The organism is Candidatus Thiodiazotropha sp. CDECU1, from assembly GCF_963455295.1.
In the GTDB taxonomy this organism is placed as follows: domain Bacteria; phylum Pseudomonadota; class Gammaproteobacteria; order Chromatiales; family Chromatiaceae; genus Thiodiazotropha.
The window spans coordinates 2,030,858-2,056,480 of record NZ_OY734020.1; the positions used below are offsets into that span (position 1 = coordinate 2,030,858).

Genomic DNA, 25,623 nt, shown 5'->3' on the forward strand with positions numbered 1-25,623 from the left:
GGCCCGGCTTCATTCCCGGAGTCTGGTCCCATCATAGGACTCACACTCGACAGCTGCTATGGCGCGGAGGGTTCAGATTAAGAGCCAGATATCCAAAGGGCACCTGTGCGCTTGGCTGGATAACCGCTTGCGCCGTAAAGCAATTTATTCGGCAGCAGGCGGTTACATACCGCGCGGATACCGGCATGAATGGCTATCCACATGCCGGTACCTGAAAACTGTTGGTGAATATAGCAACCTTCAACCCGAACATCAATCGATACGCATAAATAATCGACGCTAAATGTCAGAATCAAAAAAGAATTCTCCATCGGTCCGGTTTGTCGAGGTGGACTCGGAATATGCTGGTCAGCGAATCGACAACTTTCTGATGCGTCATTTGAAGGGAGTACCGAAGAGCTATATCTACCGTATCCTGAGAAAAGGTGAGGTAAGGGTCAACAAAGGCAGGGTCAAGGCCCCCTATAAGATTCAGGCTGGGGATCTGGTCAGGATACCGCCGGTCCGTACAGATAGATCGGAGGCACCTCCCCGTCCCTCAGAGCAGCTGCGCACCATCCTGGAGCAGGCCGTGGTGTATGAAGATGAGCGCCTGATGGTGCTGAACAAGCCCTCCGGCATGGCGGTGCATGGCGGTAGCGGGGTGAGTAGCGGCATCATAGAGGCGCTGCGGGTGATACGTCCCGATGAGCGACATTTGGAGTTGGTGCATCGATTGGATCGCGAGACTTCCGGATGTCTTATGATCAGTAAGCGTCGCAGCAGCTTACGCATGCTGCATGAACTCATACGTGAAAACCGGGTCGATAAGCGGTATCTGGCGCTGCTTGCCGGGAGTTGGCGCAAAGGGGCGCGGGTGGTGGATATGCCCTTGAAAAAAAACACCTTGCAGGGCGGAGAGAGGGTAGTCAGGGTGGATGCCGAGGGTAAACCGGCAGAAACCCGCTACAAACGCCTGCAACGTTTCAAGGAAGCCACATTGGTTGAGGTGGAGCTGATTACCGGCCGTACCCACCAGATCCGTGTGCATAGCGCCTGGTTGGGTTCGCCGGTACTGGGTGACAGCAAATATGGTGAGGATGCCGCCAACAGGCGTTTCCGGGAGATGGGTCTGAAGCGGCTCTTTCTGCATGCCCATCAAGTCAGTTTCCGCTGGCCTGGGGAGAGCCGTGATTTGATGCTCAGTGCACCCCTGCCACAAGACCTCACAGCACTATTGGATGAGCTTAAGATAAAAGATGAAGTTTGAATTGTTAATCTTTGATTGGGATGGAACTTTGATGGATTCAGAGGCCCACATAATTGAGTGTGTCGAAGCTGCGGTGCGAGACCTGAATCTGCCCTTGCCCGGCCAGGATGCGATTCGAGATATCATCGGGCTTGGACTGCAGGAAGCCGTCAATACCCTCTTTCCCAGCGGCAGAGAGGGACTCCATCTGGAAGTGGCGGCCCGCTATCGGGCCCATTTTTTCAAGCGCAAAGAAACCCCATCAGAGCTTTTCGAGGGAACCCGCGAGGTGCTCGATGAACTGTTACAGCAGGGTTACCTGCTTGCCGTTGCCACCGGTAAAGGCCGCAAAGGGTTGGACTATGCCTTGGAGTCCACCGGCTTGGGCGAGTTTTTTCACCTGACCCGATGTGCAGACGAGACCTTTTCCAAACCGCATCCGGAAATGTTGCATCAGATACTTGAACAGACGGGGGTGGAACCGCGACAGGCACTGATGATAGGGGATACCGAGTATGATCTGGAGATGGCTGTGAACGCCGGCGTGCCCTCGTTGGGTGTGACCTATGGCACCCACAGCCTGGGACGCTTGCTCAAACACAACCCCCTTGCCTGCGTGGATCGTGTTACGGAGATTCCTGCCTGGCTGAACAGGGGCTAATCTCATTGTTCTATTTAAAAAGTTCTAACTTTTATAATTTGTTAAAGGGTATTTTTCATGTCGGAAAGCAATAATGGAGCGCATAGAAATCAGTCCGAACCCAGTCGTTGGGAAAGGGATTTACTGAACCGGATGGTAATGGCGACCGTTACGGAAAATCGTCGCGGTCGTCGCTGGGGGATCTTCTTCAAACTCCTCACCTTCGGCTATCTGTTTCTGATCCTGGGGGTGTTTCTCTGGGGGGATAAGCTGCAGGTGGCGCAAACCACCGCAGAGGAGTACACCGCCCTGGTGGAAGTGAAGGGACTGATCTCCTCGGAGACCAAGGCGAGTGCGGACAATATCGTCACCGGCCTGCGCAATGCCTTTGAGGACAAAAAGACCAAAGGGGTCATCCTGAGGATGAATACCCCGGGAGGCAGTCCGGTACAGTCCCGCTATATCAATCGTGAGATCAGTCGCTTGAGAGAGAAATATCCCAAGATCCCAGTGTATGCAGTGGTTGCGGATATCTGTGCCTCCGGTGGCTACTATATCGCCGCCGCGGCGGATAAGATCTATGCGGATGAGGGCAGTCTCGTGGGTTCGATCGGGGTATTGATCAACGGATTCGGTTTCGTCGATGGCATGCAGGAGTTGGGGATAGAGCGACGCCTGCTGACCGCGGGGGAGAACAAGGGCATTCTCGATCCCTTCTCACCCTTGGATGAGACCCATAAAGAGCATATCCAGCAGATGCTGGATCAACTCCATGAGCAGTTTATCGACAGCGTAAAGGAGGGCAGGGGAGAGCGCCTCAAGGTTGCGGACAACCCGGAGCTCTTCAGCGGTCTATTCTGGAACGGGGAGAAAGCCAAGGAGATGGGCCTGGTGGACGAATTCGGCAGCAGCAGTTATGTGGCCCGGGAGGTCATAGGTGCAGAGGAGATAGTCGATTTCACACCGAAAGAGGATGTATGGGAGCGCTTTGCCCGGAATATCGGTGCAGGGGCAGCGGAGGTCTTGGCGACCTTCAGTGGACTGGATCTTGGACCCAACCTGCGTTGATCTTCAATCAGTGCCAAGGGTGTGGACTCACAGCATTTTTTGAAGCTTTGTAACAACCTGTGAAGGATTCCCGCACACGGCGGGAATCTTCATTAAAACTCTATCCTGAGACCGGCATTAATCATATGCAGGGTAACATCATCCTGATCAAGTCGGGTTTCATAAAAGAGATAGCCGGACCTGCCCCGGGCAAAAACAGCTGATAATCCGATACCCAGATTAAAGTAGTCGCTATCTGCCTCGTCGGTTTCGATACTGATTAGGGAACTGGTCGGATCGTTCACGAATCTGGCGTTGATGAAGCGTGAATCATCCTCGAATTCGTGTTCCCATTCGAAACGGAGTTGCGGCATGAGAACCGCGTTTGCTGTGCTAATGGTGTATGAGACGTTTCCACCTACAACCAACACCATCGATTTGAGTTCCTGATCCTCGATGCGTAGCACCGATCCAAAGCCGGCTGCAGCGGGATTGGACGCCTGTTCCGTATAGGCGTCTATCTCGGCGCTGGTATAGGAAAGTCGGCCGTATGGTGTAAGGATCAAGGCATCCCGGCGATACTCATAGCCAGCACTGAGATTGAACGCATATTCCATACCGTCTGTATCCCCCTGACCGAATTGATCAGGTTCGCCAGCTGTACTGATACGGCGTCGCGTGTCATAGCTGTTCGACCCTAGTTGGATCAGTGCATCAATATAGATGTTGTTATCCTGATAATAGGTGCCATAGGCAGACAGGCTCCAGGCATCCATTTCAAGATTGCCTGCTGCATCATTGTATTCGGAATCATATCTGGAAAAACCCAAGGCACCACCTGCGACGAATTTATCGCTGAACCTGTAATCAAGCCCCAGGGTGATGCCACTGGTATCAAAGTCAAATCCCGTCTCCCGTTGAGTTTCATCTTTCTCACCGAAATTGACATTACCATTGATGAAGGCACCCCAACGTCCCTGCAGCTCATCAGAATCACCAGCCGCGCCGCCTAGGGCCTTTTTATCTTGAGGGTACAGGCCATCGAACAGTCTCGAATTTAGAGCTATATCCTTGATGTTTACAGTCAGTCCTTGAAGATTCAGGCCGATATCACCTCTACGCAACGCCACGAGCCGTGTGCGAATATTGGTGTGTTGAGTGCTGGCGGCTTCTATGGAAGCAGTGCCCTGAGCCGCAACCTCCTCTGGAGCCAAGCGGGATAGGGTGCTGGCTGCACCGGTATCAGTGACAAGAGTGTCGCAGGTCATCAACAAATCCTGCTCGGCCGGAGTCAGATTACCGGTAGCTTGTTTTTCAGCGAGGGATGGACATAGGTTATCCATGGTCGAGCCAATAGCTTGCTGGTTATCCGTTAATCCCGGTATCTCGGCGATGCTGTTGACAGTGAACTCAACAGTCGTGACATTGGTCAGGGTTGCAATGAGTTTAATTACACTTGTTTGCTGGATGGTCATGTTGGTAGATGCCTGACCATCTTGATCGGTGGTGGATTCGCTGTCACTCAGGGTGGCAGCGTTCGCAGGTGTGATGCTCCAGACAATGGTTCTGTCGACAACCGGTGAGCCACTGAGATCGACCAACTGTACGGTAAAGGGTCCTACCGTCTCACCGGAACTGCCGGTCAGATTGCTGCCTGAGATGATTTGCAGTTGTTTCTCTTCACCACGTATGGTGATCGTCACCTGATCTTGATGGGTCAAGCCAACATCGTCGGTGACCCTCAGGGTGAGGGTATGCACCCCAACACTGAGCACTACAGTGGGTGTGGCACCTGTCCCTATTTCGTTGCTTCCCTCTAACCATTGGTAGCTGACGATTGAGCCATCCGGATCTGTCGAGCCTGCACCATCAAGCGCCACGGATGCCGAACCATCGTCATCCGTATCCACTAGGGTCTGATCGGGACCAGCATTTGCGATAGGCGCAAGCGTGTTGGAGATAATGGAGATGATCACTTGGTCTTCAGCGACTAAATCGTCATTGTCGGTGACACGCAGGGTTAATGTATGGTTTCCCTCTGGAAGGGTGATTGTCACTGTCGCACCGCTGGCGATCTCAGTCCCATTCTCGAACCATTGATATGAGAGAATATTGCCGTCAGGATCCGATGAGCCGGTAGCGTCGAGGTTGACCTGTTCACTGCCGTCGCCATCTGTGTCGGTCAAAGTCTGGTCCTGGCCCGCGTTGGCAATCGGTGCGTTTGATGTCGCCGCCACGGAAATCAACACCTGATCCTCGCTGAAGAGACTACTGTTGTCTGTCACACGCAGGGTAATGGTGTGCTCCCCAACAGCTAAGGCCACCGTTGGGGTCGCGCCGGTGGCAATCTGACTGCCCTGCTCAAGCCATACATAGCTCACGATAGTACCATCCGAATCCATTGAGCCTGTGCCATCCAGCAGGACATCCTCCAAGCCGTTGTTATCGGCATCGGTCAATTGCTGATCGGGTCCCGCATTTGCGTTAGGCGCATTGGGCGCGGGCAGGATAGTAATCACAACCTGATCCTCGGTTACCATGCCATCGTCATCGGTGACACGAAGGGTGAGATTATGTGTACCTACAGCCAGGGCAATGGTAGGCGTTACTCCCGTGGCAATTGTGCTGCCCTGGATATCGAATTCAAACCATTCATAGCTGATGATGCTCCCGCCCACATCACTGGAGCCGGAACCGTCGAGTGCCACATTTTCCGAACCGCTGTTATCGGAATCGATCAGGCTCTGATCAGGACCGGCGTCTACCTCAGGATAGGAGAGTACGTGTATGGTGAGGCTGTCTATATCGGTTAGCCCATGGTTGTCTGTAACCTGTAAGTCCAACGTATGGTCACCGGGAGTTAGTGTTGTGTATTGTATGGTGCAGGTAGACGAGACTAAGAAAGCACCGGAATCCAAGCGAAATTCGCAACTGTCGATGTTACCGTCTGAATCCGTTGATGAGAGTCCGTTGAAGCTGATCGGGAATTGGGTCGTTTCATCCACATTCACGGTTGGCCCTGCGGGATTCAGAACTGCGCTGGGATAGGCGCCGACCATGGTTGTTGTGGAGATAGAGGTGCCGAGAGAGGTGCAAAAGACAGGTGGTGTCTGAGCCGGAACCAACTGGCACGCCGCCTCAAAGGTCACGGTATGGTTGCCGGGGCTCGGATTATTCCAGGTGAACGAGGGCGTCTGAGTCCCTCCCTCCTGGAGATCATTACAAGCAAAGTATTCAGGGAAGCTAGTGTCTAGTGAGCAGCCAACGGCGTCGATCTCACCGGAATCGGCCCTGATAACCGTACCGTCCACCCTCATTCTGATGCTGATGCCGATAGCACTGGCCGGATTGATGCCATCATCGACATTGCTTGTCGTCAGACTATAGGTGATGGGTATCCCAACAGAGACTGAATTGGGTGGTGATTGGGAGAGACCGGATAGCTGGATGTCATTGGCTTCAAGGCTGCTTGGAAAGCTGTAAAACAGCAATAAGCTGAACAGGCTTGTCAGACAAAGCGTGCAAAATGTGGCAGGTTTACTTCTCCAAGATCTGCTTCTGTGCCGCCATACCCAGGTACTGCACCCTGTTCGCAATGACCGCGAATTTGCACGCATGATCCCGTTCCCCCGATGTTATTTTGTCACGTTCTATCTGTTGAGTGATCGATACAGCATTGCCCCTCAATCTAAACGGATCTTTATCACTTACATTATTTAGGAAATTTTTTCCTCTGTTATTGACAGAGGTCAACGGGAGCTTGTGTTTCACTAACAAATTCGAGGCAGTGGATCATCCTCCAGCTCTTCCAGGATGCGGGCCCCGCCCAGCTCAGTCTCTAAGATGACGTAGGGATCTTCTTGTTGCGTCTCACCGATCAGTGCCGCCAGTTCACCCCCTGGCAGATCTCGCCAACGCGCCAGGACCTGGTCTGCCTGTTCGGGTGCGACCACGGCTACGACGCGCCCTTCACAGGCCAGAAAGAGAGGATCATAGCCCAGCATTTCGCACACTGAAGTCACTGGGTCACGTACCGGAATGGCGGTTTGATCGAGTCTGACCTGCATGCCGGTGGCGCGGCAGATTTCATGGGCCACCGTCGCGACACCGCCGCGGGTGGGATCGCGCATGAAGCGTAGTCCCGACATATCGAGCAGGGACTGAGTGAAGGGTAGAACTGAACCGGCGTCGGATTGTACATCCCCCCTTAATCCGAACTGTTCCCGGGCGAGCATTACCGCAATCCCGTGGTCACCAACAGGACCGCTTACCAATATTCTGTCCCCCGGCTTGATCATGTTCATCCCCAACTTCAGGTGGTGATCACGCATTCCGATACCTGCTGTTGCCAGATAGATCCCACTGCCTTCACCACGTCGCACCACTTTGGTATCCCCTGCAACCACTTGGACATCCACAGCGCTTGCGGCGTCGGCGATGCTCTGAATGATGCGTTGTAACTGGGCAACCTCGAATCCCTCCTCGATAAAGGCGTTGAGACTCAGATACTTAGGCACCGCACCACTCACTGCCAGGTCGTTGGTCGTGCCATGCACGGCCAGGGATCCAATGTCGCCTCCGGGAAACTCCAGGGGTTGGACAGTGAAACCGTCGGTGGTGAAGAGCAGATCACCATCGGTCAAACCGGGCAGCAGGGCGGCATCCGCCTGGATATCCAGATTGGGGTTTTGCAAATAGCGGGCAAACAGGGATTCGATCAGTTCCCGCATGTAGCGCCCACCGTTACCATGGGCGAGTGATATATGTGTGTCCTGAACAGTCGTGGTTGTTTTCATGGGCCGCCAGCTTAAGCCATTATCCAGGCATAAAAAACCCCGCCATAGGGGCGGGGCAAGTTTTTATTGGGTGGTTTGTAATTATTGGCTTTCTGCTGGTGCCGCCGGTGCAGCAGGGGCTGCCGGGGCGGCATAGGGATAGCCATAACCGTAGCCGGGATAGCCGCCGTATCCATAGCCGGGATAGCCGTAACCATAGGCGGGATAGCCATAGCCATAGCCGGGATAGCCGTAACCATAGCCGGGATAGCCCCATGGACCACCGCCGTAGGGCCCCCAGGGACCACCATAATAATCATCATCATCGAACCAATCAAAAGGACCCCAGAAAGCCTGAGCGGGTAGGGTTGTCAACAGAGCGGATCCGGTGATAGCAGCTACAGCAGCAATTTTTAAGGTTTTTTTCATGGCAGAATGTCTCCTTCGTATCACTTTCTAATATTTCTCAGGTGGCGAGTCACCACCCAGCCTCAACACCCCATTATTTTATTATATGGGTTCAGGGTCAGATGCGGGGCTGCGCCTTGAACCTCATAATTACTATATGCCAGGGATAATTTTTTTGCTTGATTTAAATCATTAAATTATCGATCTTTAATATTCTAGGATTAGAGTAGTGCCGACAAGCGCTTGAATGCGGTCTCTATCTCTGATTCAGTGTTGTAAAAGTGGGGTGAAAAACGAATCCCACCACCCCGGTATGCGCACATGACCTGCTGCTGCATAAGGCCTTGATAGAGGACCTGATTATCTCTCTCCGGCACCTGGAATGTGACGATTCCTGCCCGCTTGTCAGGGTCTCTCGGGGTGAGTAATTCAAAACCGGCTGCGTCAACCTGGTCGATCACAAGGTCGGCATTCCTGGTGATCTTGGTTGCGATTTCAGTCAACCCGATCTCGTGGATAAGCGAGAGGCTCGCATGCAGCGCGTGGATACCAAGCATATTGGGACTGCCGCATTCAAAGCGTCTCGCACTCTGGGCGGGTTGCCAATCGGTGCGATCAAAATCCCCCATGGATTCCACCATGTGCCAGCCAAACTGATGCAGTTTGAGCTGCTGTCGGAGTGCTGCCTGGCAATAGAAGAGGGCCACACCCTCTGCCCCCAGCATCCATTTGTGACCGTCCGCCACGACTATATCGGCATGACATTGCGTCAGATCGAACGGAATTGCCCCCAGACTCTGAATGGCATCGATGACGAAGATCACATCATGAGTCCTGCAATAATCCCCCAGGCTTTCAAGCTGTAGCCGTTCTCCTGTTGCATACTGAACAGAACTGACTGAGAGCAGACGGGTTTTATGGTCGCAGAGTGCTATCAGATCGTGTTCAGGATCACGACTGTGGTTCAGATCCAACAACCTTAGCTCGACACCGTGAGGCTCGAGTGACTCCCAGACGATGCGATTGGAGGGAAACTCCTGGGCAATGGAAACAATATTGTCCCCTGGCAGCCAATCGAGGCCGTAGGCGATAGCCGACAGGCCTTCGGAGGTGCTTTTCAAGAGTGCGATATCATGCTCAGATGGCGCATTTATCAACTTGGTCATCAGCCTGCGCAGCTCAGTCTCGACACCTAACCAGCGCGCATAGTGGGAAGAGCCAAGGAAGCCGTTTTCTCGCGCAAATCGCACCACTTCAGCGACAGTGCGTTCAGGCCAGGGCGCAACAGCGGCGTGGTTCAGGTAGACAATAGCCGGATCGAGTGAAAATTGAGACACGTGTGACCTCATCAGCAGGAGACTAATATGCAGGCAAAAATCTTACGGCATGATGCGTCAAAGGAGTACTTTTTCCAAGAAGGGTGTTTTATCAACGAGCTATCGAATCACCCGGGGGACAGTGAGCTATCCATCGCTCAAGCCAGGGTTGAACCCGGTGTGACGACCCAACTGCATCGTTTGCATCAAAGTGCCGAGCGCTACTGCATAATCGCAGGTGAAGGGATGGTTGAGATTGAGGGATTGGGTCCTCAGTCTGTTACTGCCGGAGATGTGGTTCTCATACCCCCGGGATTCTCTCAACGCATCAGAAATAGCGGTGATGAGGACCTGATATTTCTTGCGCTCTGTACTCCACGCTTCGAACCCCAGGACTATATGGAGCTCGAGGAGAGTGAAAATCCATAATCCCTGCGGGATTTGGCTTTTATGTTTAAAAAATTAGTAAAAACAAATAGATATATATACTTGTGCAAATAAAGTACAGATAGATGATGGAACAACCCCAGACTGGTGTAGTTAGATCAGGGAAAAGCAATGATTACATGGGTAATTTATAAAAATATCTTTATTAATCAGTAAGTAAGATATCAATGCCAGCTCATGGTGATTGGGGATCTGGATCACGAAAGCTACAAAAATATGCAAAAAAGGTATATAATTATTTTAGAAACTATTAATATAGCCGCTAATTATTGATAGAGAGGTTGATCCTCAACTGAGTTTCAGTAGCGATTGAGAATTATCAGTGATTATGAAAGATTCATTTGACATTATATTATCAATGACTAATACGCGAGTAGTGAGGTGTATCATGTCATTTCTCAACTGTAAACATCTGCGCAAAGTCGTCACCCTGGCAGGTGTGCTTCTGATTGGCGGAATTCTGCTAGAGGTCGTCGCACACTGGCTAGCTTCCAACATCGGACTATTGATCATCCAGCCAGTAGCATTGGGTATGGTTCTGTTCAGCCCCGTGGTTATGCTGCTTGCAATGATCCTCAGTCTGATCCCCGGTAAGAGTTTCAAGGACTGTATGCAATAACGGCAGTTCAGGCATCAGGGCTCAGTAGTGTCTCATCTATTGAGACAGTAGTTGCTCTGCGCTCCCTGGTGCCAGACCAAACTCCTCTTCCACCATTTTCTGCCAGCGCTCTTTTTTGAAGGTCTTTTCGTCCGGCACCTTTCGGTGCACCAGATTGATGTGGCAGTCGATACAGCTCTTGCCTTGAGTCTCTTCTGTGTGGATGGAGTTGGTGTTTGCCCGCATCCCCTGTATTGCCTCGAGCAGGTGACAGCGTTTACAGGTGGCCGAGTCTGTGGACTTGAACCATTTTCGGGCCTCGAATGCGGCGCCTGGCAGATGCAGTGCATTGATCACCGGGTCGTCATAGTCGGGGCCGAATATCTTTCCCGATATCTGGGCCAACAGATCCTTACCGCCCATGATGTGATCCCAGGTGGCGGCGAAGATCCCCTCGGATACATGGCAGTCACCGCATGAGGCGCGAACCCCCGATACCGGATTATAGTGGGTCGATTCCCGGTAGGCCTCAGCGGCAATCTCCATGGAGTGGCAGGTGGTGCAAAATTCCTCAGAACTGGTCAGATGGTCAAATTCGATCAGGAACAGCATGAAAACGATCCCGGCGATGCCTCCAATGACCAGTGCATAGATTATGTTGCGGGAAATAAAGTGGAGCGGTCTCTTACTATTCATTTTCCGTTTTCCCAGTGCTGACTGACCCTCGATCATATCCGAGGATTGGATTGGTCTTTTGGGGTTGCTTCATCCACTGGTGATGCTCGGAGGATCCGATGGTTTTCTGGATCAGTTCATCTGCCCTCTCTTTCCCTGCAATCTGCTTCACTTGGGGGAGGAAATGGGCATAGAAATTCCTTCCGACCAGATACATGCCCTCCCACCAGGTGTGGTTGGCGCTGGCCATGGAGGCACCATGCCGGGCACGGGCCCCCTCGTCATGCCACAATTCCCAGTAGATGAACTCGATTGGCTCATCAAAGGGGGTGGGGGTTAACAGACCTTCCGCGTAGAGGGCTTGCATGATCTGCGTTGCCGGTATGCCAAATTTTTCATTGAACAGATTCACGACAGCGTCGAACTGGTCCATGAAGCTCTTGGTAAATGCCTTGCTATGGCACTCAAGACAAACGAGTTGCATGGCTTGGCGTCTGCGCTTTGGTGTTGCGACGGCCTTGACCTTACCCATGCTGCCATCGGCCTTTGTGAGTTCGCTGCCTCGCTTGGGAGGGGCTTCGGACGCGGGTAGTTCCAGCTTCTCGCCATCCTCGAACACTACCAGGTACTGTTTTGTCGAAACGGGTGTGTTGAGACTCCAGGCATTACGCATACCAACATCATGGTTGGCCTTCAATTTTCCCGCGGCGCCCATGTGACAGGTAACACAGGTGGGTGCGGCCACATAGTCCTTCCCCGCGATCCAGCTATCGCTGTCCAGGGCCATCTCATCCCGGTGTGACACAAACAACATGCCATGCTTGGACGCCTCGTATATCCCCTTGTCCGGTGAATCCGGTCCTGAATGGCATCTCACGCAGGCACTGGGTTCCCTGGCCTGGGCCTTGGAAAAGCGATGTTTGCCATGACAGGATGAGCATGAGCCCTTGGATCCGTCAGGGTTGATCCGGCCGATACCGGAATTGGGCCAGGTACGTGGATCCAGGGAACCATCGCCGCGTACTTCGACCTTCGAGCCATGGCACTGATCACAACCGGCAGCCACAATGGCGTCGCCGCCCACATGTCCGGCCAAGGCCGGGAGCCTGTTTTCGATCAGGCTTACCGCCTCGGAATGGACGGATCCCTTCTGTTGCTCATATTCCACCGTATGGCAGCGTGAGCAATCCAGGGGGGATACGATGGTGGCGATGACCTGTCCTTCATGGGTGATCGCATCGATGTCGTCAACGGATGCCTTGTGACAATCCAGGCAGTTGACGCCGGCCTCGGCATGGGCACTCTTGTGCCACTGTTGTGCCAACCCGGACGAGCTCTTCTCATGACAACTGACACACTCCTCGCCAAGCGGATCACCCCATTCGCTTGGGTCGATGCTGACCTTGGCAGCAAAGGATATAGCGTGGGTGCAAATGAGAATACAAAACAGAAACTGCCTCATACAGGATGGATTCATTAACGGTCTCCTTAAGCTGGAGTGTCAATTCGTGCATCCTAGCCAGATACTGCATGAGGCATTGTTCGATTTGGAATTTTAGATGACGACCCAGCTATATTGTTCTTTTTTCCGCATACCTTCGCTAAAGGTTATTGCATGATAATCGTATCATGAAGACCTGTCATTCCCATGACATATATCATTCAAGGAAACTCTGATGAATTCAGAGCTGCAGTGGATGGCTTACATAGGAGTGGTTTTTTGAGGCCTGTCAAAATATTAACACACAATTCGCTTATATAGATTGGGCATATGCCTAAACTACCAATAAATAACAGGGTAATTACTAATCAGGTCGATTAATCAACTGCGCTCAATCAACTTCGATCATGTTTTTTATTTGGCATCTCACTCCATATGTGTATTATTCTCTGCTGAGAAGAATAAAAAGTAGTTAGTTCTTTCTCACTAAGAAACAGTAAAAAATAAGGAGGGATACCATGGAAGCAGCCTTCGCTTCAAGGGCGGTTCTTGCCCTAAGTCTGCTATTTTCATCATTGATTCTGTTAGGGGTTTCCTCAGGTACCTTGGCGGGTACAGAGGAGCAAATACATCACGTCTCATCAGAGGTTTGCAAAAACTGCCACAAAGAGATCTACAAGCAGTGGAAAGGGTCGATGCATGCCCAAAGTACGGCATTGAAGGATCCGATCCATGCCACCTTCTACAAGAAGGTTGTCGGCAGCCCGGTGGAAGAGGGTGTGAAACACAAGGCATCCGGCAAATATCCTATCTGTTTACAGTGCCACGCACCCAACGCGGCGGTTGACAAGACAACCAAGCTCGATGCCAAACCCGCCTATTCCGAGGGAGTCAACTGCGTTGCCTGCCATACCCTGGCCAAGTTCAAGGGTACCAGTGGTAAGGATGGAAAGCTGTTGTTGGGTCTCAAGGCTTATGAGCGTAAGAATGAACTGCAAGGGCCGCAAGGCTTCAATCAGGGATTGGCAAAACTGACTGCAGCCGACGACATGTTCGGTGGTGCAGGCAGTGACGATGACTCAAAACCCAATCCTCACACCGAGGGTGAGGTGGAGCTGGATGGCAAGAAGATCCAGGCCCTGCCGATGGCTGGAAACCCGGGACTGTTGAAAACCAATGCGGCCTGCATGGGCTGTCACGACAAGCGTAACAATCCTCACGGGGTTCCACTCTGCCAGACTGGCAACGAGTACGCGGGAAGTAACGTCAACTGTCAGTCCTGTCATATGCCTGTCGCTGGCGGCATGGTGGATCATGGTATGGGCGGCGGACATAATAATGCCATGTTGAAGCGCAGTGTCGTGTTCACCCTGGATGCAGTGAAAAATGGTGATGGCCTGAATGCCACTGTGAAGTTGAAGAACATGCAGCCTCACAGTCTTCCCACTGGCGCGCCGTTCAGAAACATCTATCTGAAACTCGCCGCTTACGATGCATCAGGCAATGTGATTTGGCAGAACGCTGAGGGTCATCCCGCGAAGAGCGATTCCAAGGCCTATTTCGCCTATCTGCTGGCCGATGACAAGGGTGATCCGGCGTTGCCGCCGAAAGCGACCCAACTCGGTGTCGATTCACGCCTCAAGCCCTATGAAGAGCGTATCCTCTCTTACACCATCCCTGCCAAGGATGCCGTATTGGTAAGAGGAGAGCTGTTCTACAATCTGCTCTGGCCCGTGCTAGTAGAAAAATTCAAACACCTGCCGGAAGATTTGGTGGCGCCAGCGTCGATCGCTATCGCAGAGGTTAGTCTTTAACCAAGCAAAGTCCTCACACCGGTGACTCCCGGTGTGAGGCATTATTATTACAATTTGGTTCGGGGGGCGTTATGTGCTCATTCAAGAGCTGTACACTACGTCCGTTCTTACTGTTGCAGTTCGTCTCATTCCTGATGATTAGCATTACCCTGGAAGCATCAGAGGAGATAATCAGTTCAACGGCCGATCACACTAAGTTCGAGGCACTTCAACAGACCTTCAGTTCAGGTCCTGAAGTGACAAAGGCCTGTCTGGAGTGTCATACGGAGGCGGCCAGGCAGATCCACAAAACCAAGCACTGGAACTGGAAGTTCACCCACCCGGAAACTGGTGAGAAGCTGGGCAAGCAGACGATTGTGAATAACTTCTGCGGTGGCATAGAGACCAACTATGCCCGCTGCACCAGTTGCCATATCGGGTATGGGTGGAAAGACAACAGCTTCGACTTCAGTTCTGAAACCAATGTTGATTGCCTGGTCTGTCACGACACCACAGGCACCTATAAGAAATTCCCGACCGGGGCCGGGCATCCACCCTATGTGGATAAGCCCTTTCCGCCAAAGAGTAAAAAAATCTGGAAGGCCCCAGACCTGTCACAGGTTGCGCAAAAGGTCGGTAAGACTAGCCGGAAAACCTGTGGTGCCTGCCACTTCTATGGCGGTGGCGGTGATGGCATCAAGCATGGTGATCTCGATTCGAGTATGACCGATCCTAACAAATCCCTGGATGTCCATATGGGTACGGATGGATTGGATTTTGTCTGCAGCACATGCCACCAGAAAGATGGGCATGATGTGTCGGGTAGTCGCTATACCACCCAGGCCAAGGATACCCATGGCATCGATGTGCCGGGGCGGGACGACAATATTCGTTCAACCTGCGAGTCCTGCCATGGTCTGAAGCCCCATGCAGCGACTGTGAATGACAAGCTTAACGATCATGCCAACAAGGTTGCCTGTGCAACCTGCCACATACCCACCTACGCTCGGGGCGGCAGACCCACCAAGACATGGTGGGACTGGTCCACGGCAGGACGTATGAGCAAGGATGGCAAACATATCAAAACTAAGGATGCCCAGGGTTATGTGGACTATGTGACCAAGAAAGGATCTTTCGAATGGGGTGAGAACCTGATACCCGAATACGCCTGGTTCTCAGGTAATATTCGTTATAAACAGCTGGATGAAAAGATCGATCCCAGCAGTGTCGTGGCCATCAATACCTTCGAGGGGAGCTATGCAGATCCCGATGCCAGAATCTGGCCGTTCAAGGTGATGCGGGGTAAGCAGCCCTACGACAAAGGCAATAATACCCTGGTAACCACCCATCTGTTCGGCAAGGACAGTGATGCCTATTGGAAATCCTTTGACTGGAACCGGGCGATCAAGGCAGCCATGCAGGCCAGCAATGCCGACTACAGCGGTGAGTATGGTTTTATCGAAACCACCTACCATTGGCCATTGGCGCATATGGTGGCACCCAAGGAGGAGGCCCTCGGTTGTGAGGCTTGTCACGCGAAAGAGGGGCGGCTGAGTAAACTCACCGGGTTCTATATCCCCGGACGGGACAGTTACTACTGGCTCGATCTGATCGGTTGGCTGGCTGTTTTAGGTACTGTGGGGGGCGTCTCCATCCACGGACTGGGCCGGCTCCTCTCGAAATCCAAGCGGGGATAAGTCAATGAGTGAAACCTACTATTTTACGCTGTTCGAACGACTCTGGCATTGGTCCCAGGCCCTGCTGATTATCGGCATGTTGATCACCGGATTTGAAATCCATGGTAGCTATCATTTATTGGGATTTGAACAGGCAATCGACCTGCATACGATCATGGCATGGGTATTGATCGGTCTCTGGCTGCTTGCGCTATTCTGGCACACAACAACCGGGGAGTGGCGCCAGTATGTACCGAGCGATCCCGACTCTATGCTGGCATCGGTCAAGTACTATGCCATCGGTATCTTTCTTGGAGCACCACACCCCTTTCACCGCAGGCGGGCGGAGAAACACAATCCTGTACAAAGGATGGTTTATCTGATGTTGACCATGGTCATAACGCCCATCATTTGGATCAGCGGTTTGCTTTATCTGTTCTATCAATACTGGGCAATGATCGGTATTCAAGGTGTGCCACTGGGATTCGTGGCTGTGATACACACCATTGGTGCCTTTGCCATGCTCTGCTTTATACCTGTACATCTCTACATGTCTTTAACAACCAGTGAGAAGCCATTTGGTTATCTGTTTGAAATGATATTCGGTCATGAAGCCAACAAAAACTGATACCTGAACCTGGCAATGGATAAGAAAGAGAAAATCAGCAATAAATAGCTTATTTCATATAGGGTGCGGTAAGCCGTACCCTATATGAACTACCGGTATCAATCCGTGGAATACTTTTTTACCGGGTTGATCAGGTTCATTCTCTTGATGCGGGCACAACGCGTAGAGATACAGATTTCCCACTTCTTAATACCCTCATCTCAGTCTCTTCTCCAGGCTTCAAATCCGCCAGTGCATTCATGAAGTCGTGGATCGTCTCTATCTGAACACCATAAAGCCCACACAATTCTGTGCCGGCGAGTTGGAAGTGACCATCTTATCTTGGAGTCCGGCCGCGATGTTCTATCCGTCGGTTCTGGGAACTGGAGCCAAATGCGTGGCTGTTGTTTGATCACTTCAGGGTAATACACATTTATCCAGGTTCTTTTGGTAAGGACGATTACATATCCATTTTGTGCCGGTAAAATCAAGGTGAGCTTGCGGAGGTATTTTTACAGCGAGACACTGCTCTCTCTTCGCCAGGTAACCTCGATGGCACTTCCAGCCAGGTCCATATGGAGACTCTGTCAAGTATCCGTTGGTAGGTACTTTAATCGCCGCACATGCCTTACCGACCGCTCGATACCCACGCTCGCACTTCCAGCCAGAATCGTTTGAGGAGTCTGTCAAATAACCGTGTTGGGGTACCTTGATGGCAACGCAAGCCTGTTTAACTGATCGGTATCCTCTATTGCAATCCCACCCGGATCCATATGCAGAGTCTGTCAGATACCCATTTGTGGGTACCTTGATAGCAATACAGGATCGGTCTAGTTTCCGATATCCCCAATCGCATTCCCAACCTTGCCCGTAGGACTTATGTGTCAGGTATGCGTTAGCAGGTAGATTGATGGCAATACAGTTATTGTCTACCTCGCGGTAGCCTTGATCACATGCCCATCCATATCCATATTTCGATGCACTTGCATGTTCTGGTATCTCGGGAGAACTTTCCAAAGCAACTACTTGGTTGGGAACCACTACGATAAATAAGATGACCATCAGAAACTGAATTCCACTGGAATTTAGTCGTCGATTAGGATTCATGAGCTATTCTCTGATTAATCAGTGTGTATTGAAGTTTGTATTCCAATGAGTCGGAATCAATGGAAGCCGGAATTAAAAGTAATAACCAACGACTGAAGGAGAAATGATCTCAGGAAGGCAGTCAGGGGGTGGTTATCTAACTTGTGTAAAGTATACATGAAATTCTGGTAAAAAGCCCTGACGTCTTGTGACAAAGGAAATCCAGTAGAAAAACTTATACATTGTGTTCAGCAAATATGATTAAAACGCTCGCCTATGGGTTGATCGAACTAGTAGGGGAGATCTCACTTCATTAGCTGAGTTAATTTGCTTGACAGATACAATGAGAGGATACTGTCTTTTCCCTGCTGGCCCAGTTGCGCAGGGTAGCCGGTTTGCCAACCTGGTTAAACTGTAGACACTACCAACACTTCGTCTGACAGCAACTGTTTAGATAAAACTGCTACAGGATTCACGATGAATCCCCCGTCTGTGTCTATTAAAAAGACCAATATCAGAATAGCGACTGGGAAATATGTTCTTCATGAGGTGAATGCCATATTACTAAAATTATTAGCTCTGTGACCTGTTTTTTTTCAAGCTGTATCAAGTCACTGCGAGAAAAAATAAAAATATAATTAGCATAACTTCAACTATACTGAGTTATATTCCTCTCCGTCTGATTGCAAAGGAATCTGCCCTCTTACACAATAAGGAAACAGTAATGTACCGTCTGATGAAGTCAGAAAAGTTCACCCTAAACTACTTGCTCTCCGGATCCTCGTCACTATATCGCCAAATTCCTGTCAACCAATTCCTTCAATTCAGTAAAGCAGTGGATGCTTGCAATGTTGCTAACAGGAGCGGTGAATCCCGTTTCTACATTCTCAATGATTATGGTAAGGAATTATACGAGGATTCGTGGATTGACTGAGCAGGTTTTGTGAGTCATGGGGAAATGATTTTCACTCGGAGAGAATCACCTTCTTTCATCTCGTTTTCGTAGGTTGCTCACTGACAAAAGAGCACGCCGTATAAATCTCCTGAGAGCAGGAAAATGATTACAACACATGCCAAAGGTCGTTTACCAAGCTTGGTTGCAGCCGCGGCTCAGATAGAGCTATACCATGTCCATTTAAAATAAGGAGCTATACCCATGAGCAAGAACCGGCTAAGCAATAGAGAGGCGAAAAAGAAACCGACCATGACTCTCCGTGAGAGACGGGCGGCGAAGAAGTCTAAGAAGGAAACTAAAACGTTCTTAGGGGATGAACGGTCACGATGAGTTTTATTAAACTGAGAGTTTATAACTATATTGATCTTAAATCATACCAGTGAACAGGGTTTGACGTGAAATTAACCACCCACAGAACAGTTGATTCAGGAAACACAGGGGTTTCCTTTCCGCGACTTGAGTGTTGGAATAGTATGACAAAAATGGCTACCATTGCAGCGCAATTCAAAAAACAACGTGTGCTTTGCAGGATCTCACAGAAAACCTTGAGAGATAAGTTCTGCGCCTCAGATGAGGATCCCATGCACTCTGTCGCTCAGCACCGAATAGCTATACATAAAGCGGCGGCAATGCTCATCGAAAACGAGACCTACGAAGAGGATGGCTCCGTTCTTATCCTCGCATGTCATCTTTCGTAGGAGTAAGTAAGTACAAATTACTTTATGACCGCTCTTGGCTGAGACCATGTAAATTTTTACCAGGTTGGTGATACTTACTCTCTTGATGCGGGCACAACGCGTAGAGATACAGATTTCCCACTTCTTAATACCCTCATCTCAGTCTCTTCTCCAGGCTTCAAACCCGCCAGCGCATTCATGAAGTCGTGGATCGTCTCTACTTGAACACCATCAAGCCCAATCAGTATGTCACCGTTTTGTATGCCGGCCTTTTCGGCAGGTCCGCCCTTGACCGCGCCTTGCAGTTTTACACCTTTCACCGCTTCATCCTGACCATAAGCGGGGATCGTACCCAGATAGGCGCGCAGATGTTTTCTGGAGAGTCCACTCTGCTTGCGGGTAACCTCCAGATAGTCGGGGTCCGTATCGGATCGAGCCAGGGAGCGGGTGATACCAGACATTAGTCGGGTGATCTTCTGCATCCCCTCATAGTTGAGCTGTTCGGCCCTGTCTCTGGGTGTGGAATAGTCTTCATGGGCGCCCGTGAATGCATTCAGGACAGGTACCCCTTGCATGTAAAAAGGGGTCGAGTCCGTGGGTAGATAGGGATCCGCTTTGGTGGCGATGGCAAGGCCCACCGGCACATTCCTGCGTTCAATCTCCCGGGACCAGGTGTCACTCGAACCGGTTCCCTGCAGATAGAGCTTCTGCCGAAGATGCCCAATCATATCCATGTTGAGATAGGCGCTCACCTTGCCACTCAGGGTCTTGCCGGCAGCAAGCTGATCGACAAAATGGGCAGAGCCGAGGGTGCCTAGTTCCTCACCGGACCAGGCGGTGAAAAGAATATCCCGCTTACTCCCCAACTTGCCTGACCTTTTCAGGCCAGTCAGATATTGGGCACTCTCCAGCAGGGCGGCCACCCCCGAGGCATTGTCATCCGCACCATAGTGGATTTCACCCTGTTCATCACTACCTGCCAGGGAACCCGATACCTCCCCACGTCCCAGGTGATCGAGATGGGCGCCCAGGATGACGGGCGCCATCTGCGAGGGTTTGTCTGCAGGCAGTCTGGCGATAACATTCCGGCCCTGGCGTTTTTCCCGCAGGATCGCCAGCTCGGTGGATAGGGTGACACCGGGGATGGTAAATCCCTCTACCGACTCCCCGGTATCGAGTTGGTGTTGAAGCTGCTTTAGTTCCTTTCCGACTGCAGTCAGGATACGCGAAGCAAGATCGTCACTGATGGAGATGGCCGCTATGGAGCTACTGGCGCTATTCGCCTCCATCTCCAGATCGATCAACTGTTGTTTCGCTTCCGCCCCGGGTCCGGTCACCACGATCACGCCTAACGCACCCCGGCGTTTCGCCACCGATACCTTATAGTCCAGATCGGAGTAGTGCAGCAGATGACGTCGCCATTCCGCTGTTACCGATTCCGGTTGAAACCGAAACAGCATGACCCACTTGTTCATAACATCCAGATCACCATAGGAGTCATAGTCGGGTATGTTGTCCAGGCCAGGTGCGTCAATACCATAACCCGCGAAGACGATGCCGCCATTTGATACTTGACCGTTTCGGGAGAGGGCCAGGGGACGCCAATCCTGATGCAATCTGATTGGATCTGATTCCTCCAGCCCGGTAATTTGAAGACTGTTTCCATCGCCCAGGCTGGCGCCGGCACTGAAGGAGAAAACCTGGATATAGTCATTGTCACCCCCAGGCTCGAGGCCCAATTGCTGGAAAACAGATGCTATATAACGGGTGGCGCGTAGTTCGCCTTCACTTCCGGTGAGTCGTCCCTCCATCTCAACACTGCTCAACCGGGTGACATGTTGGCGCAGGTCCTCGCTGCTGATGGCATCTGATGTGGTGGGCAGATTGACAGCGGATTGATCCTTGTCATCACCCTTTCCAGGACTATCCAGTCCCAACAGGTGACGTGCATTGTCGTCATCCCAATCGGCAATGAAGATCTGGCTTGTCTTGTTGGTACTGCGCTTCGATGTCCACGAGAGCCGGTTACCGTCTGGTGAGAATACCGGGAGTCCATCAAATCCCATGGTATGGGTGACCCTGACCGGTTTCTGTTTACCCTGCGCGTCCACCAGATAGAGCTCGAAATTGGCAAAGCCTTCGAGATTGGAGGCGAAGATCAGATAGTCGCCGCTGGGATGGAAGAAGGGTGCCCAGGACATGACGCCCATATGGGTGAGTTGCTGCTCTTTACCACTGGCGAGATCCATGCTGTAGATCTCGGCCTGGCTGCCATCCTCGGAGAAGCGGCGCCAGGTGATTTTAGTGCCGTCGAAACTGAAAAAGGGGCCGCCGTCATAACCGGGTGAACGGGTCAGTTGGCGGACTTTTGATCCGTCGGCATTCATCAGATAGAGATCCATCATGAACGATTTGTCGTGTTCGAAGATCTTCTTCTCAGCCTCACTCATCTCACCCGAGTAGGCGCGTCTGTTGGAGGCAAAGACTATCTGCTCTCCGTCGGGTGAATAGGCGGCCTCTGCATCATAGCCAATGGTATGGGTCAGATTCTTACGTTCACCGGTGGCGACAATCTGTTGGTAGATATCGAAGTTCCGGTCGTAGTCCCAGCTGTAGCGGCGCTGTTGACCAGATGCCCTGAAATCAAGCTCCTGCTGCATCTTGTCTCGAGCATCCGGATCATGGTGAGTGGAGGCATAGAGAACCTTGCTGTTGGATGGATGTATCCAGGCGCAGGTGGTCTTGCCATAGCCGGGGGATATCCGCTCTACATCGCCGTTCTCCAGATCCATCAGGTAGATCTGGTAGAAGGGATTGGTGTCATCACGCTCGGATTGAAACACCATGCGACTGCCGTCGGCACTGAAATAGCCTTCACCGGCGCGACGCCCCTCAAAGGTCAGCTGACGAATATTGGATAACAGGCGCGCTTCTGATTCCGCAGGCGTATCAGCATTGAGGGGAAACACAGTACAGAGCGATAACAAACAGACAGCTGTGATCAGACGCTTCGACATCTCTCGACTCCTTGATCTTACGACATGTGCGGATGAGCACAATTTAACAGATGCTGGTGGATCAGGGAGCATACTCGGAGTGAGGTATTTTTTCACACTCAATGTGTGATGTGCGTAGCTATCCTTGTGCGTCAGCAAGATCCAGACTTAGGGCATATAACATAGCACGGGGGTGAGGAGATGGGTGATTACACACTGGGTGCAAGAGGGTCGCGCTTCAACCTGGGTAATTTTCAATTGCGGCTTGATCCTGAAATCGAGGCACAGATGTCACAGATAAGGGCAGGCAGCCTTCCGCCACGTATACAACGCCTGTTTCTGCAGCCAAATTGGCGCAGCTTCGATCGTAATCTGCTCAACTACATGATGTTACAGACACCCGCTTCGACAGCACCTTCGACACCACCAGCAGCGGGTCCGGCAACACCCAGACCGGGGCAGGTTGGTGACGTCATGCGCGCGGTGTGGCTGTTACCGCCAGTTCAGCAGACCGCAAATCGACTATTGCAGGATAGTCAAAGAAGACTGCGACGAGAGTGGAATCAGGGCGGTGTCGGAACTCAGATCATGATGGTTACCGCGGCAGCTACGGTTGTCGGTACATCCCTTACCGCACTGCTGATCAATCAGCAAACGAGGGAGCTTGTACTCGGATTTGTTAATGGGCGACAGCTCCCTGTACCCGGGTTACGGGGTTTCTCGGTGCAGTTGAGAGGACGCGGCCGTGGAGGCGGTGCGCAGTTGCGCAATATTGGTGGTAGCGGTGTGAGTGTACGTGGTGGCGCGTCTCATTCCGCAACAACGGGGAATATCGATTGGGATGTAGGTATGACGCTCGATCTAACCCAATTGGTTCCGGCACTGCGTTAGTGCATCCCCCCATGTGGGGGGAGTCATTCCAAGCCTCAGATAAACAGATTGACGTCAGCCTTCATGGCGCGCGGTAGAAAACTTGCCGCGCCGACCCACTCTTCAATCTCGGTGATGAAATCATCCTTACCGTAATCGAACAGATCCACGGTCATCTGGCAGGCGACCAATTTGACTTCAGCCTCCACGCACATCTCACGCAGCACTTCGATACTGGCGATGCCTTTATTGTTCATGGTCTTTTTCATCAGGCCGGTGGCCATGGATTCAAAACCCGGCACGAGTGTCATCACCGATGTCGGCATGGGCAACTCCTTGCCTTTGATCCAGGTGGGGCCCTCCGGTAGTTTCATCGGCATGGCGGGGTTACCCAGGGGGCTCACTTTGAGATCCAGGGTCTGCTTCAACAGGTTCAGTCCATAGAAGGTAAAAAAGATGGAGACATCCCAACCCAAGGCGGCTGCCGTGGAGGCGAGTATGAAGGGTGGATAGGCCATATCCAGGGTTCCCTTAGTGGCGATGATCGTCATCGAGGGGATATGCGCCGCTTCCCGTTCCGCCATCTTTTCGGCAAATCGTTGATCAAACCAGTTGTCCAGATCCTTGCTCGGGATATCGATCAGTGATGCAGTATTACTCATGATAGCCTCCTATGGGATTCTCAAGCCTTGCGAATTCTGAAAAAGAATCCGTCTTCGATCTCTTCACTGGAGACCATCTCATGACCGGTTTGACTACAGAATGAGTCCAGGTCCTTTACGGAACCGGGATCGCTTGCAGTGATCTCCAGAATCTCCCCCGATGAGAGGGCTGCAATCGCCTTTTTGGTCCGGAGTATGGGCAAGGGACAGTTCAGACCGCGGGCGTCGAGGGTGTGTGTTGTCTGATTCATCTCATTTCTCCTTTACATCATTTAAACAGCTAAAAGATGACCGGTCGGTCAAGTCGAAACTCAAAAAAACTCAATTCGGTGGCCTTTGCTCGATACGTATGCTTTTGATGGCCGGCCCCAGGGATCTCACCACCTCGGGGTCGTTGCGTGTCTTGGCGAGCAGTATCACGCCTTCCAGATAGGCCAGCATTGCGGTAGCGGTGGCTTCAGTGTCCAGGGGTGGAATCTCACCTTTCTCAACCGCCTCATCAAGGGCTTCGTGAAAACGGGCGCTGGCCTTTGCGAATACCGCATTCAGCCGGGCCCTTATCACCTCGTCACGGGTACTGACTTCAAGGGCAAGATTGCCAAACAGGCAGCCGGGCATACGCCCCTCCATGTTTTTCGCCGCCTTCTGCCAGAAATAGACGGCATCCACCATATAATCGAGCCGCTCGATGGGGGGGAGGGCCTCGTCAAAGGCCTCGGCGACAAAGCCGTTCGCCCACTCATCGGACATGCTGTCGATGACCGCCATGGCCAGGTCACGCTTGGAGGGAAAGAAGTGGTAGAAGCTTCCCTTCTGTACCTTGGCCATGGTGCAGATCTCTTTAATGCCCACATCCGCATAGCTGCGCCCATGGAAGAGGTCGCGGGCGGTGGCCAGGATGCGGTCTTTGGTGTCAGGGGCGATAGTCATGGTAGATAATTATATTAGACCGGTCGGTCAAGTCAAGTTTGATTGAGTTTTCCCTGTTCAATCCAGATCTGTTCAGCTCCTACAGGCGTGGGTACCTTCAAGAGATAACCCCAGCCGATTAATGGATATAGGGCGGTTTTTTTTTCAGCCTGACATGACTTTTTCGATTCTCATTGCATGGCATGCCGCATAGTCCATTGATAACCACATACCTGACCAAGTTGAAATACAAGATAGTCATCTTAGTTGTATCCCAATCTTGAAAAACCAACTGGTCATCCCTATCTAAAAGGCAAGCTAACGATTTGTTGCATATCAATGCAAGGAGACGAGTGAGATGTTGCCAAGAATACACGGCTTGAATTCAAGCCTGTTTAATGAATTCAGACGCCTTGAACAGGAGATGGATCAACTATTCGACGCAGGTTTCTGGCCGAATACCATGCGCTCTGTTGTAAGTGAAAACTATCCGCCGATCAATGTCGGTGTAACCACCGATCAGGTGGATGTCTACCTGTTTGCCGCAGGCATGGATCCAGAGAAGTTGGATATCTCTATCAATGAAAACCGCTTGTCCATCAAAGGTGAACGTAGCATAGCGCGGGAAGAGGAGACTGACTACTTCAGAAAAGAGCGCTATGACGGCGCTTTTCACAAAGTGGTCTCGTTGCCCGATGATGTGGATGCGGACAAGGTGGAAGCCCGTTACGACAATGGTGTGGTGCATATCGTTATCCAGCGTCGTGAATCTTCCAAACCACGACAGATTACCGTGCAGTAAGTTGGCAGGAGGTAT

At 51.6% G+C, this 25,623-nt stretch carries 22 protein-coding genes; 11 read left to right on the plus strand and 11 right to left on the minus strand.

Annotated elements, in window-relative coordinates:
- Nucleotides 1-77: 77 nt before the first annotated feature.
- Nucleotides 78-296, minus strand: coding sequence for a hypothetical protein (locus R2K28_RS09195; protein WP_316369370.1), 219 nt, complete (start codon nucleotides 294-296; stop codon nucleotides 78-80).
- Between R2K28_RS09195 and rluC the strand changes: the two genes are divergently transcribed.
- From rluC to R2K28_RS09210, 3 genes are read left to right on the plus strand one after another with little or no spacing between them, the layout of a single operon-like run.
- Nucleotides 284-1,249, plus strand: coding sequence for a 23S rRNA pseudouridine(955/2504/2580) synthase RluC (gene rluC / locus R2K28_RS09200; protein WP_316369372.1), 966 nt, complete (start codon nucleotides 284-286; stop codon nucleotides 1,247-1,249). The genes R2K28_RS09195 and rluC overlap by 13 nt on opposite strands.
- Nucleotides 1,239-1,889, plus strand: a complete 651-nt coding sequence (locus tag R2K28_RS09205) for an HAD-IA family hydrolase (protein WP_316369373.1) — start codon at nucleotides 1,239-1,241, stop codon at nucleotides 1,887-1,889. The genes rluC and R2K28_RS09205 overlap by 11 nt, the downstream gene beginning before the upstream one ends.
- Nucleotides 1,890-1,946: 57 nt before the next feature.
- Nucleotides 1,947-2,936: a S49 family peptidase gene (locus R2K28_RS09210; RefSeq protein WP_316369375.1), complete on the plus strand. Its 990-nt coding sequence runs from the start codon at nucleotides 1,947-1,949 to the stop codon at nucleotides 2,934-2,936.
- Between the two features lie 92 nt (nucleotides 2,937-3,028).
- Here the strand turns inward: R2K28_RS09210 and R2K28_RS09215 are convergent, their stop codons facing one another.
- From R2K28_RS09215 to R2K28_RS09230, 4 genes are all read right to left on the minus strand, one after another.
- Entirely contained in the window at nucleotides 3,029-6,406 is a 3,378-nt protein-coding gene (locus R2K28_RS09215) for an autotransporter family protein (protein WP_316369377.1), read from the minus strand.
- A 279-nt stretch (nucleotides 6,407-6,685) separates the two neighbouring features.
- Nucleotides 6,686-7,711 carry a hydrogenase expression/formation protein HypE gene (hypE, locus tag R2K28_RS09220; RefSeq protein ID WP_316369379.1) on the minus strand — a complete coding sequence of 342 codons (1,026 nt, stop codon included), beginning with the start codon at nucleotides 7,709-7,711 and terminating at the stop codon, nucleotides 6,686-6,688.
- Between the two features lie 81 nt (nucleotides 7,712-7,792).
- Complete coding sequence (locus tag R2K28_RS09225) at nucleotides 7,793-8,119, minus strand: hypothetical protein (protein WP_316369380.1); 327 nt, start codon at nucleotides 8,117-8,119, stop codon at nucleotides 7,793-7,795.
- Between the two features lie 200 nt (nucleotides 8,120-8,319).
- Nucleotides 8,320-9,435 (minus strand): aminotransferase class V-fold PLP-dependent enzyme, encoded by a 1,116-nt coding sequence (locus R2K28_RS09230; RefSeq protein WP_316369381.1) that lies wholly within the window; start codon nucleotides 9,433-9,435, stop codon nucleotides 8,320-8,322.
- A 27-nt stretch (nucleotides 9,436-9,462) separates the two neighbouring features.
- Here R2K28_RS09230 and R2K28_RS09235 point away from each other — a divergent pair, with 27 nt between their 5' ends.
- Together R2K28_RS09235 and R2K28_RS09240 are read left to right on the plus strand one after the other, a co-directional pair.
- Nucleotides 9,463-9,843, plus strand: coding sequence for a cupin domain-containing protein (locus R2K28_RS09235; RefSeq protein WP_316369383.1), 381 nt, complete (start codon nucleotides 9,463-9,465; stop codon nucleotides 9,841-9,843).
- A gap of 406 nt (nucleotides 9,844-10,249) precedes the next feature.
- Nucleotides 10,250-10,480, plus strand: coding sequence for a hypothetical protein (locus R2K28_RS09240; RefSeq protein ID WP_116444638.1), 231 nt, complete (start codon nucleotides 10,250-10,252; stop codon nucleotides 10,478-10,480).
- Nucleotides 10,481-10,516: 36 nt separating this feature from the next.
- On the opposite strand, the gene R2K28_RS09245 is transcribed toward R2K28_RS09240, so the two are convergent.
- A complete protein-coding gene (locus R2K28_RS09245) occupies nucleotides 10,517-11,155 on the minus strand; it encodes a cytochrome c3 family protein (protein WP_316369385.1) in 639 nt (212 codons plus the stop codon).
- A complete protein-coding gene (locus R2K28_RS09250) occupies nucleotides 11,148-12,611 on the minus strand; it encodes a multiheme c-type cytochrome (RefSeq protein WP_316369387.1) in 1,464 nt (487 codons plus the stop codon). The genes R2K28_RS09245 and R2K28_RS09250 overlap by 8 nt, the downstream gene beginning before the upstream one ends.
- Before the next feature lie 482 nt (nucleotides 12,612-13,093).
- Between R2K28_RS09250 and R2K28_RS09255 the strand changes: the two genes are divergently transcribed.
- The 4 genes from R2K28_RS09255 (at nucleotide 13,094) to R2K28_RS20425 (ending at nucleotide 19,390) form a co-directional block, all read left to right on the plus strand.
- Nucleotides 13,094-14,389, plus strand: coding sequence for a cytochrome c family protein (locus tag R2K28_RS09255; protein ID WP_316369388.1), 1,296 nt, complete (start codon nucleotides 13,094-13,096; stop codon nucleotides 14,387-14,389).
- 134 nt (nucleotides 14,390-14,523) lie between these two features.
- Nucleotides 14,524-16,065: a tetrathionate reductase family octaheme c-type cytochrome gene (locus tag R2K28_RS09260; protein WP_316369390.1), complete on the plus strand. Its 1,542-nt coding sequence runs from the start codon at nucleotides 14,524-14,526 to the stop codon at nucleotides 16,063-16,065.
- Between the two features lie 4 nt (nucleotides 16,066-16,069).
- Nucleotides 16,070-16,672, plus strand: a complete 603-nt coding sequence (locus tag R2K28_RS09265) for a cytochrome b/b6 domain-containing protein (protein ID WP_316369392.1) — start codon at nucleotides 16,070-16,072, stop codon at nucleotides 16,670-16,672.
- 2,502 nt (nucleotides 16,673-19,174) lie between these two features.
- Nucleotides 19,175-19,390 (plus strand): DUF1488 family protein, encoded by a 216-nt coding sequence (locus tag R2K28_RS20425; protein ID WP_442871428.1) that lies wholly within the window; start codon nucleotides 19,175-19,177, stop codon nucleotides 19,388-19,390.
- A gap of 74 nt (nucleotides 19,391-19,464) precedes the next feature.
- Here the strand turns inward: R2K28_RS20425 and R2K28_RS09270 are convergent, their stop codons facing one another.
- Nucleotides 19,465-22,386: a M28 family peptidase gene (locus R2K28_RS09270; RefSeq protein WP_316369395.1), complete on the minus strand. Its 2,922-nt coding sequence runs from the start codon at nucleotides 22,384-22,386 to the stop codon at nucleotides 19,465-19,467.
- A gap of 180 nt (nucleotides 22,387-22,566) precedes the next feature.
- Between R2K28_RS09270 and R2K28_RS09275 the strand changes: the two genes are divergently transcribed.
- Nucleotides 22,567-23,256 carry a hypothetical protein gene (locus R2K28_RS09275; protein ID WP_316369397.1) on the plus strand — a complete coding sequence of 230 codons (690 nt, stop codon included), beginning with the start codon at nucleotides 22,567-22,569 and terminating at the stop codon, nucleotides 23,254-23,256.
- A 35-nt stretch (nucleotides 23,257-23,291) separates the two neighbouring features.
- On the opposite strand, the gene dsrE2 is transcribed toward R2K28_RS09275, so the two are convergent.
- The 3 genes from dsrE2 to R2K28_RS09290 form a co-directional block, all read right to left on the minus strand.
- Nucleotides 23,292-23,819 (minus strand): sulfur carrier protein DsrE2, encoded by a 528-nt coding sequence (dsrE2, locus tag R2K28_RS09280; protein WP_116447176.1) that lies wholly within the window; start codon nucleotides 23,817-23,819, stop codon nucleotides 23,292-23,294.
- A gap of 98 nt (nucleotides 23,820-23,917) precedes the next feature.
- On the minus strand, nucleotides 23,918-24,148 hold the full coding sequence (locus R2K28_RS09285) for a sulfurtransferase TusA family protein (RefSeq protein WP_116447170.1): 231 nt from the start codon (nucleotides 24,146-24,148) through the stop codon (nucleotides 23,918-23,920).
- Nucleotides 24,149-24,218: 70 nt separating this feature from the next.
- The gene (locus R2K28_RS09290; protein ID WP_116447171.1) at nucleotides 24,219-24,827 is read right to left on the minus strand and encodes a TetR/AcrR family transcriptional regulator; all 609 of its coding nucleotides are present in this window, start codon (nucleotides 24,825-24,827) and stop codon (nucleotides 24,219-24,221) included.
- 337 nt (nucleotides 24,828-25,164) lie between these two features.
- Here R2K28_RS09290 and R2K28_RS09295 point away from each other — a divergent pair, with 337 nt between their 5' ends.
- Nucleotides 25,165-25,608 carry an Hsp20/alpha crystallin family protein gene (locus R2K28_RS09295; RefSeq protein WP_316369399.1) on the plus strand — a complete coding sequence of 148 codons (444 nt, stop codon included), beginning with the start codon at nucleotides 25,165-25,167 and terminating at the stop codon, nucleotides 25,606-25,608.
- Nucleotides 25,609-25,623: the final 15 nt, after the last annotated feature.

Bases quoted from the DNA above. Each gene is read 5' to 3' on its own strand.
- rluC (WP_316369372.1), top strand. From the start codon at position 284: ATGTCAGAATCAAAAAAGAATTCTCCATCGGTCCGGTTTGTCGAGGTG.
- R2K28_RS09205 (WP_316369373.1), top strand. From the start codon at position 1,239: ATGAAGTTTGAATTGTTAATCTTTGATTGGGATGGAACTTTGATGGAT.
- R2K28_RS09210 (WP_316369375.1), top strand. From the start codon at position 1,947: ATGTCGGAAAGCAATAATGGAGCGCATAGAAATCAGTCCGAACCCAGT.
- hypE (WP_316369379.1), bottom strand. From the start codon at position 7,711: ATGAAAACAACCACGACTGTTCAGGACACACATATATCACTCGCCCAT.
- R2K28_RS09225 (WP_316369380.1), bottom strand. From the start codon at position 8,119: ATGAAAAAAACCTTAAAAATTGCTGCTGTAGCTGCTATCACCGGATCC.
- R2K28_RS09235 (WP_316369383.1), top strand. From the start codon at position 9,463: ATGCAGGCAAAAATCTTACGGCATGATGCGTCAAAGGAGTACTTTTTC.
- R2K28_RS09240 (WP_116444638.1), top strand. From the start codon at position 10,250: ATGTCATTTCTCAACTGTAAACATCTGCGCAAAGTCGTCACCCTGGCA.
- R2K28_RS09245 (WP_316369385.1), bottom strand. From the start codon at position 11,155: ATGAATAGTAAGAGACCGCTCCACTTTATTTCCCGCAACATAATCTAT.
- R2K28_RS09250 (WP_316369387.1), bottom strand. From the start codon at position 12,611: ATGAATCCATCCTGTATGAGGCAGTTTCTGTTTTGTATTCTCATTTGC.
- R2K28_RS09255 (WP_316369388.1), top strand. From the start codon at position 13,094: ATGGAAGCAGCCTTCGCTTCAAGGGCGGTTCTTGCCCTAAGTCTGCTA.
- R2K28_RS09260 (WP_316369390.1), top strand. From the start codon at position 14,524: ATGATTAGCATTACCCTGGAAGCATCAGAGGAGATAATCAGTTCAACG.
- R2K28_RS09265 (WP_316369392.1), top strand. From the start codon at position 16,070: ATGAGTGAAACCTACTATTTTACGCTGTTCGAACGACTCTGGCATTGG.
- R2K28_RS20425 (WP_442871428.1), top strand. From the start codon at position 19,175: ATGGCTACCATTGCAGCGCAATTCAAAAAACAACGTGTGCTTTGCAGG.
- R2K28_RS09270 (WP_316369395.1), bottom strand. From the start codon at position 22,386: ATGTCGAAGCGTCTGATCACAGCTGTCTGTTTGTTATCGCTCTGTACT.
- R2K28_RS09275 (WP_316369397.1), top strand. From the start codon at position 22,567: ATGGGTGATTACACACTGGGTGCAAGAGGGTCGCGCTTCAACCTGGGT.
- dsrE2 (WP_116447176.1), bottom strand. From the start codon at position 23,819: ATGGCGGAACGGGAAGCGGCGCATATCCCCTCGATGACGATCATCGCC.
- R2K28_RS09285 (WP_116447170.1), bottom strand. From the start codon at position 24,148: ATGAATCAGACAACACACACCCTCGACGCCCGCGGTCTGAACTGTCCC.
- R2K28_RS09290 (WP_116447171.1), bottom strand. From the start codon at position 24,827: ATGACTATCGCCCCTGACACCAAAGACCGCATCCTGGCCACCGCCCGC.
- R2K28_RS09295 (WP_316369399.1), top strand. From the start codon at position 25,165: ATGTTGCCAAGAATACACGGCTTGAATTCAAGCCTGTTTAATGAATTC.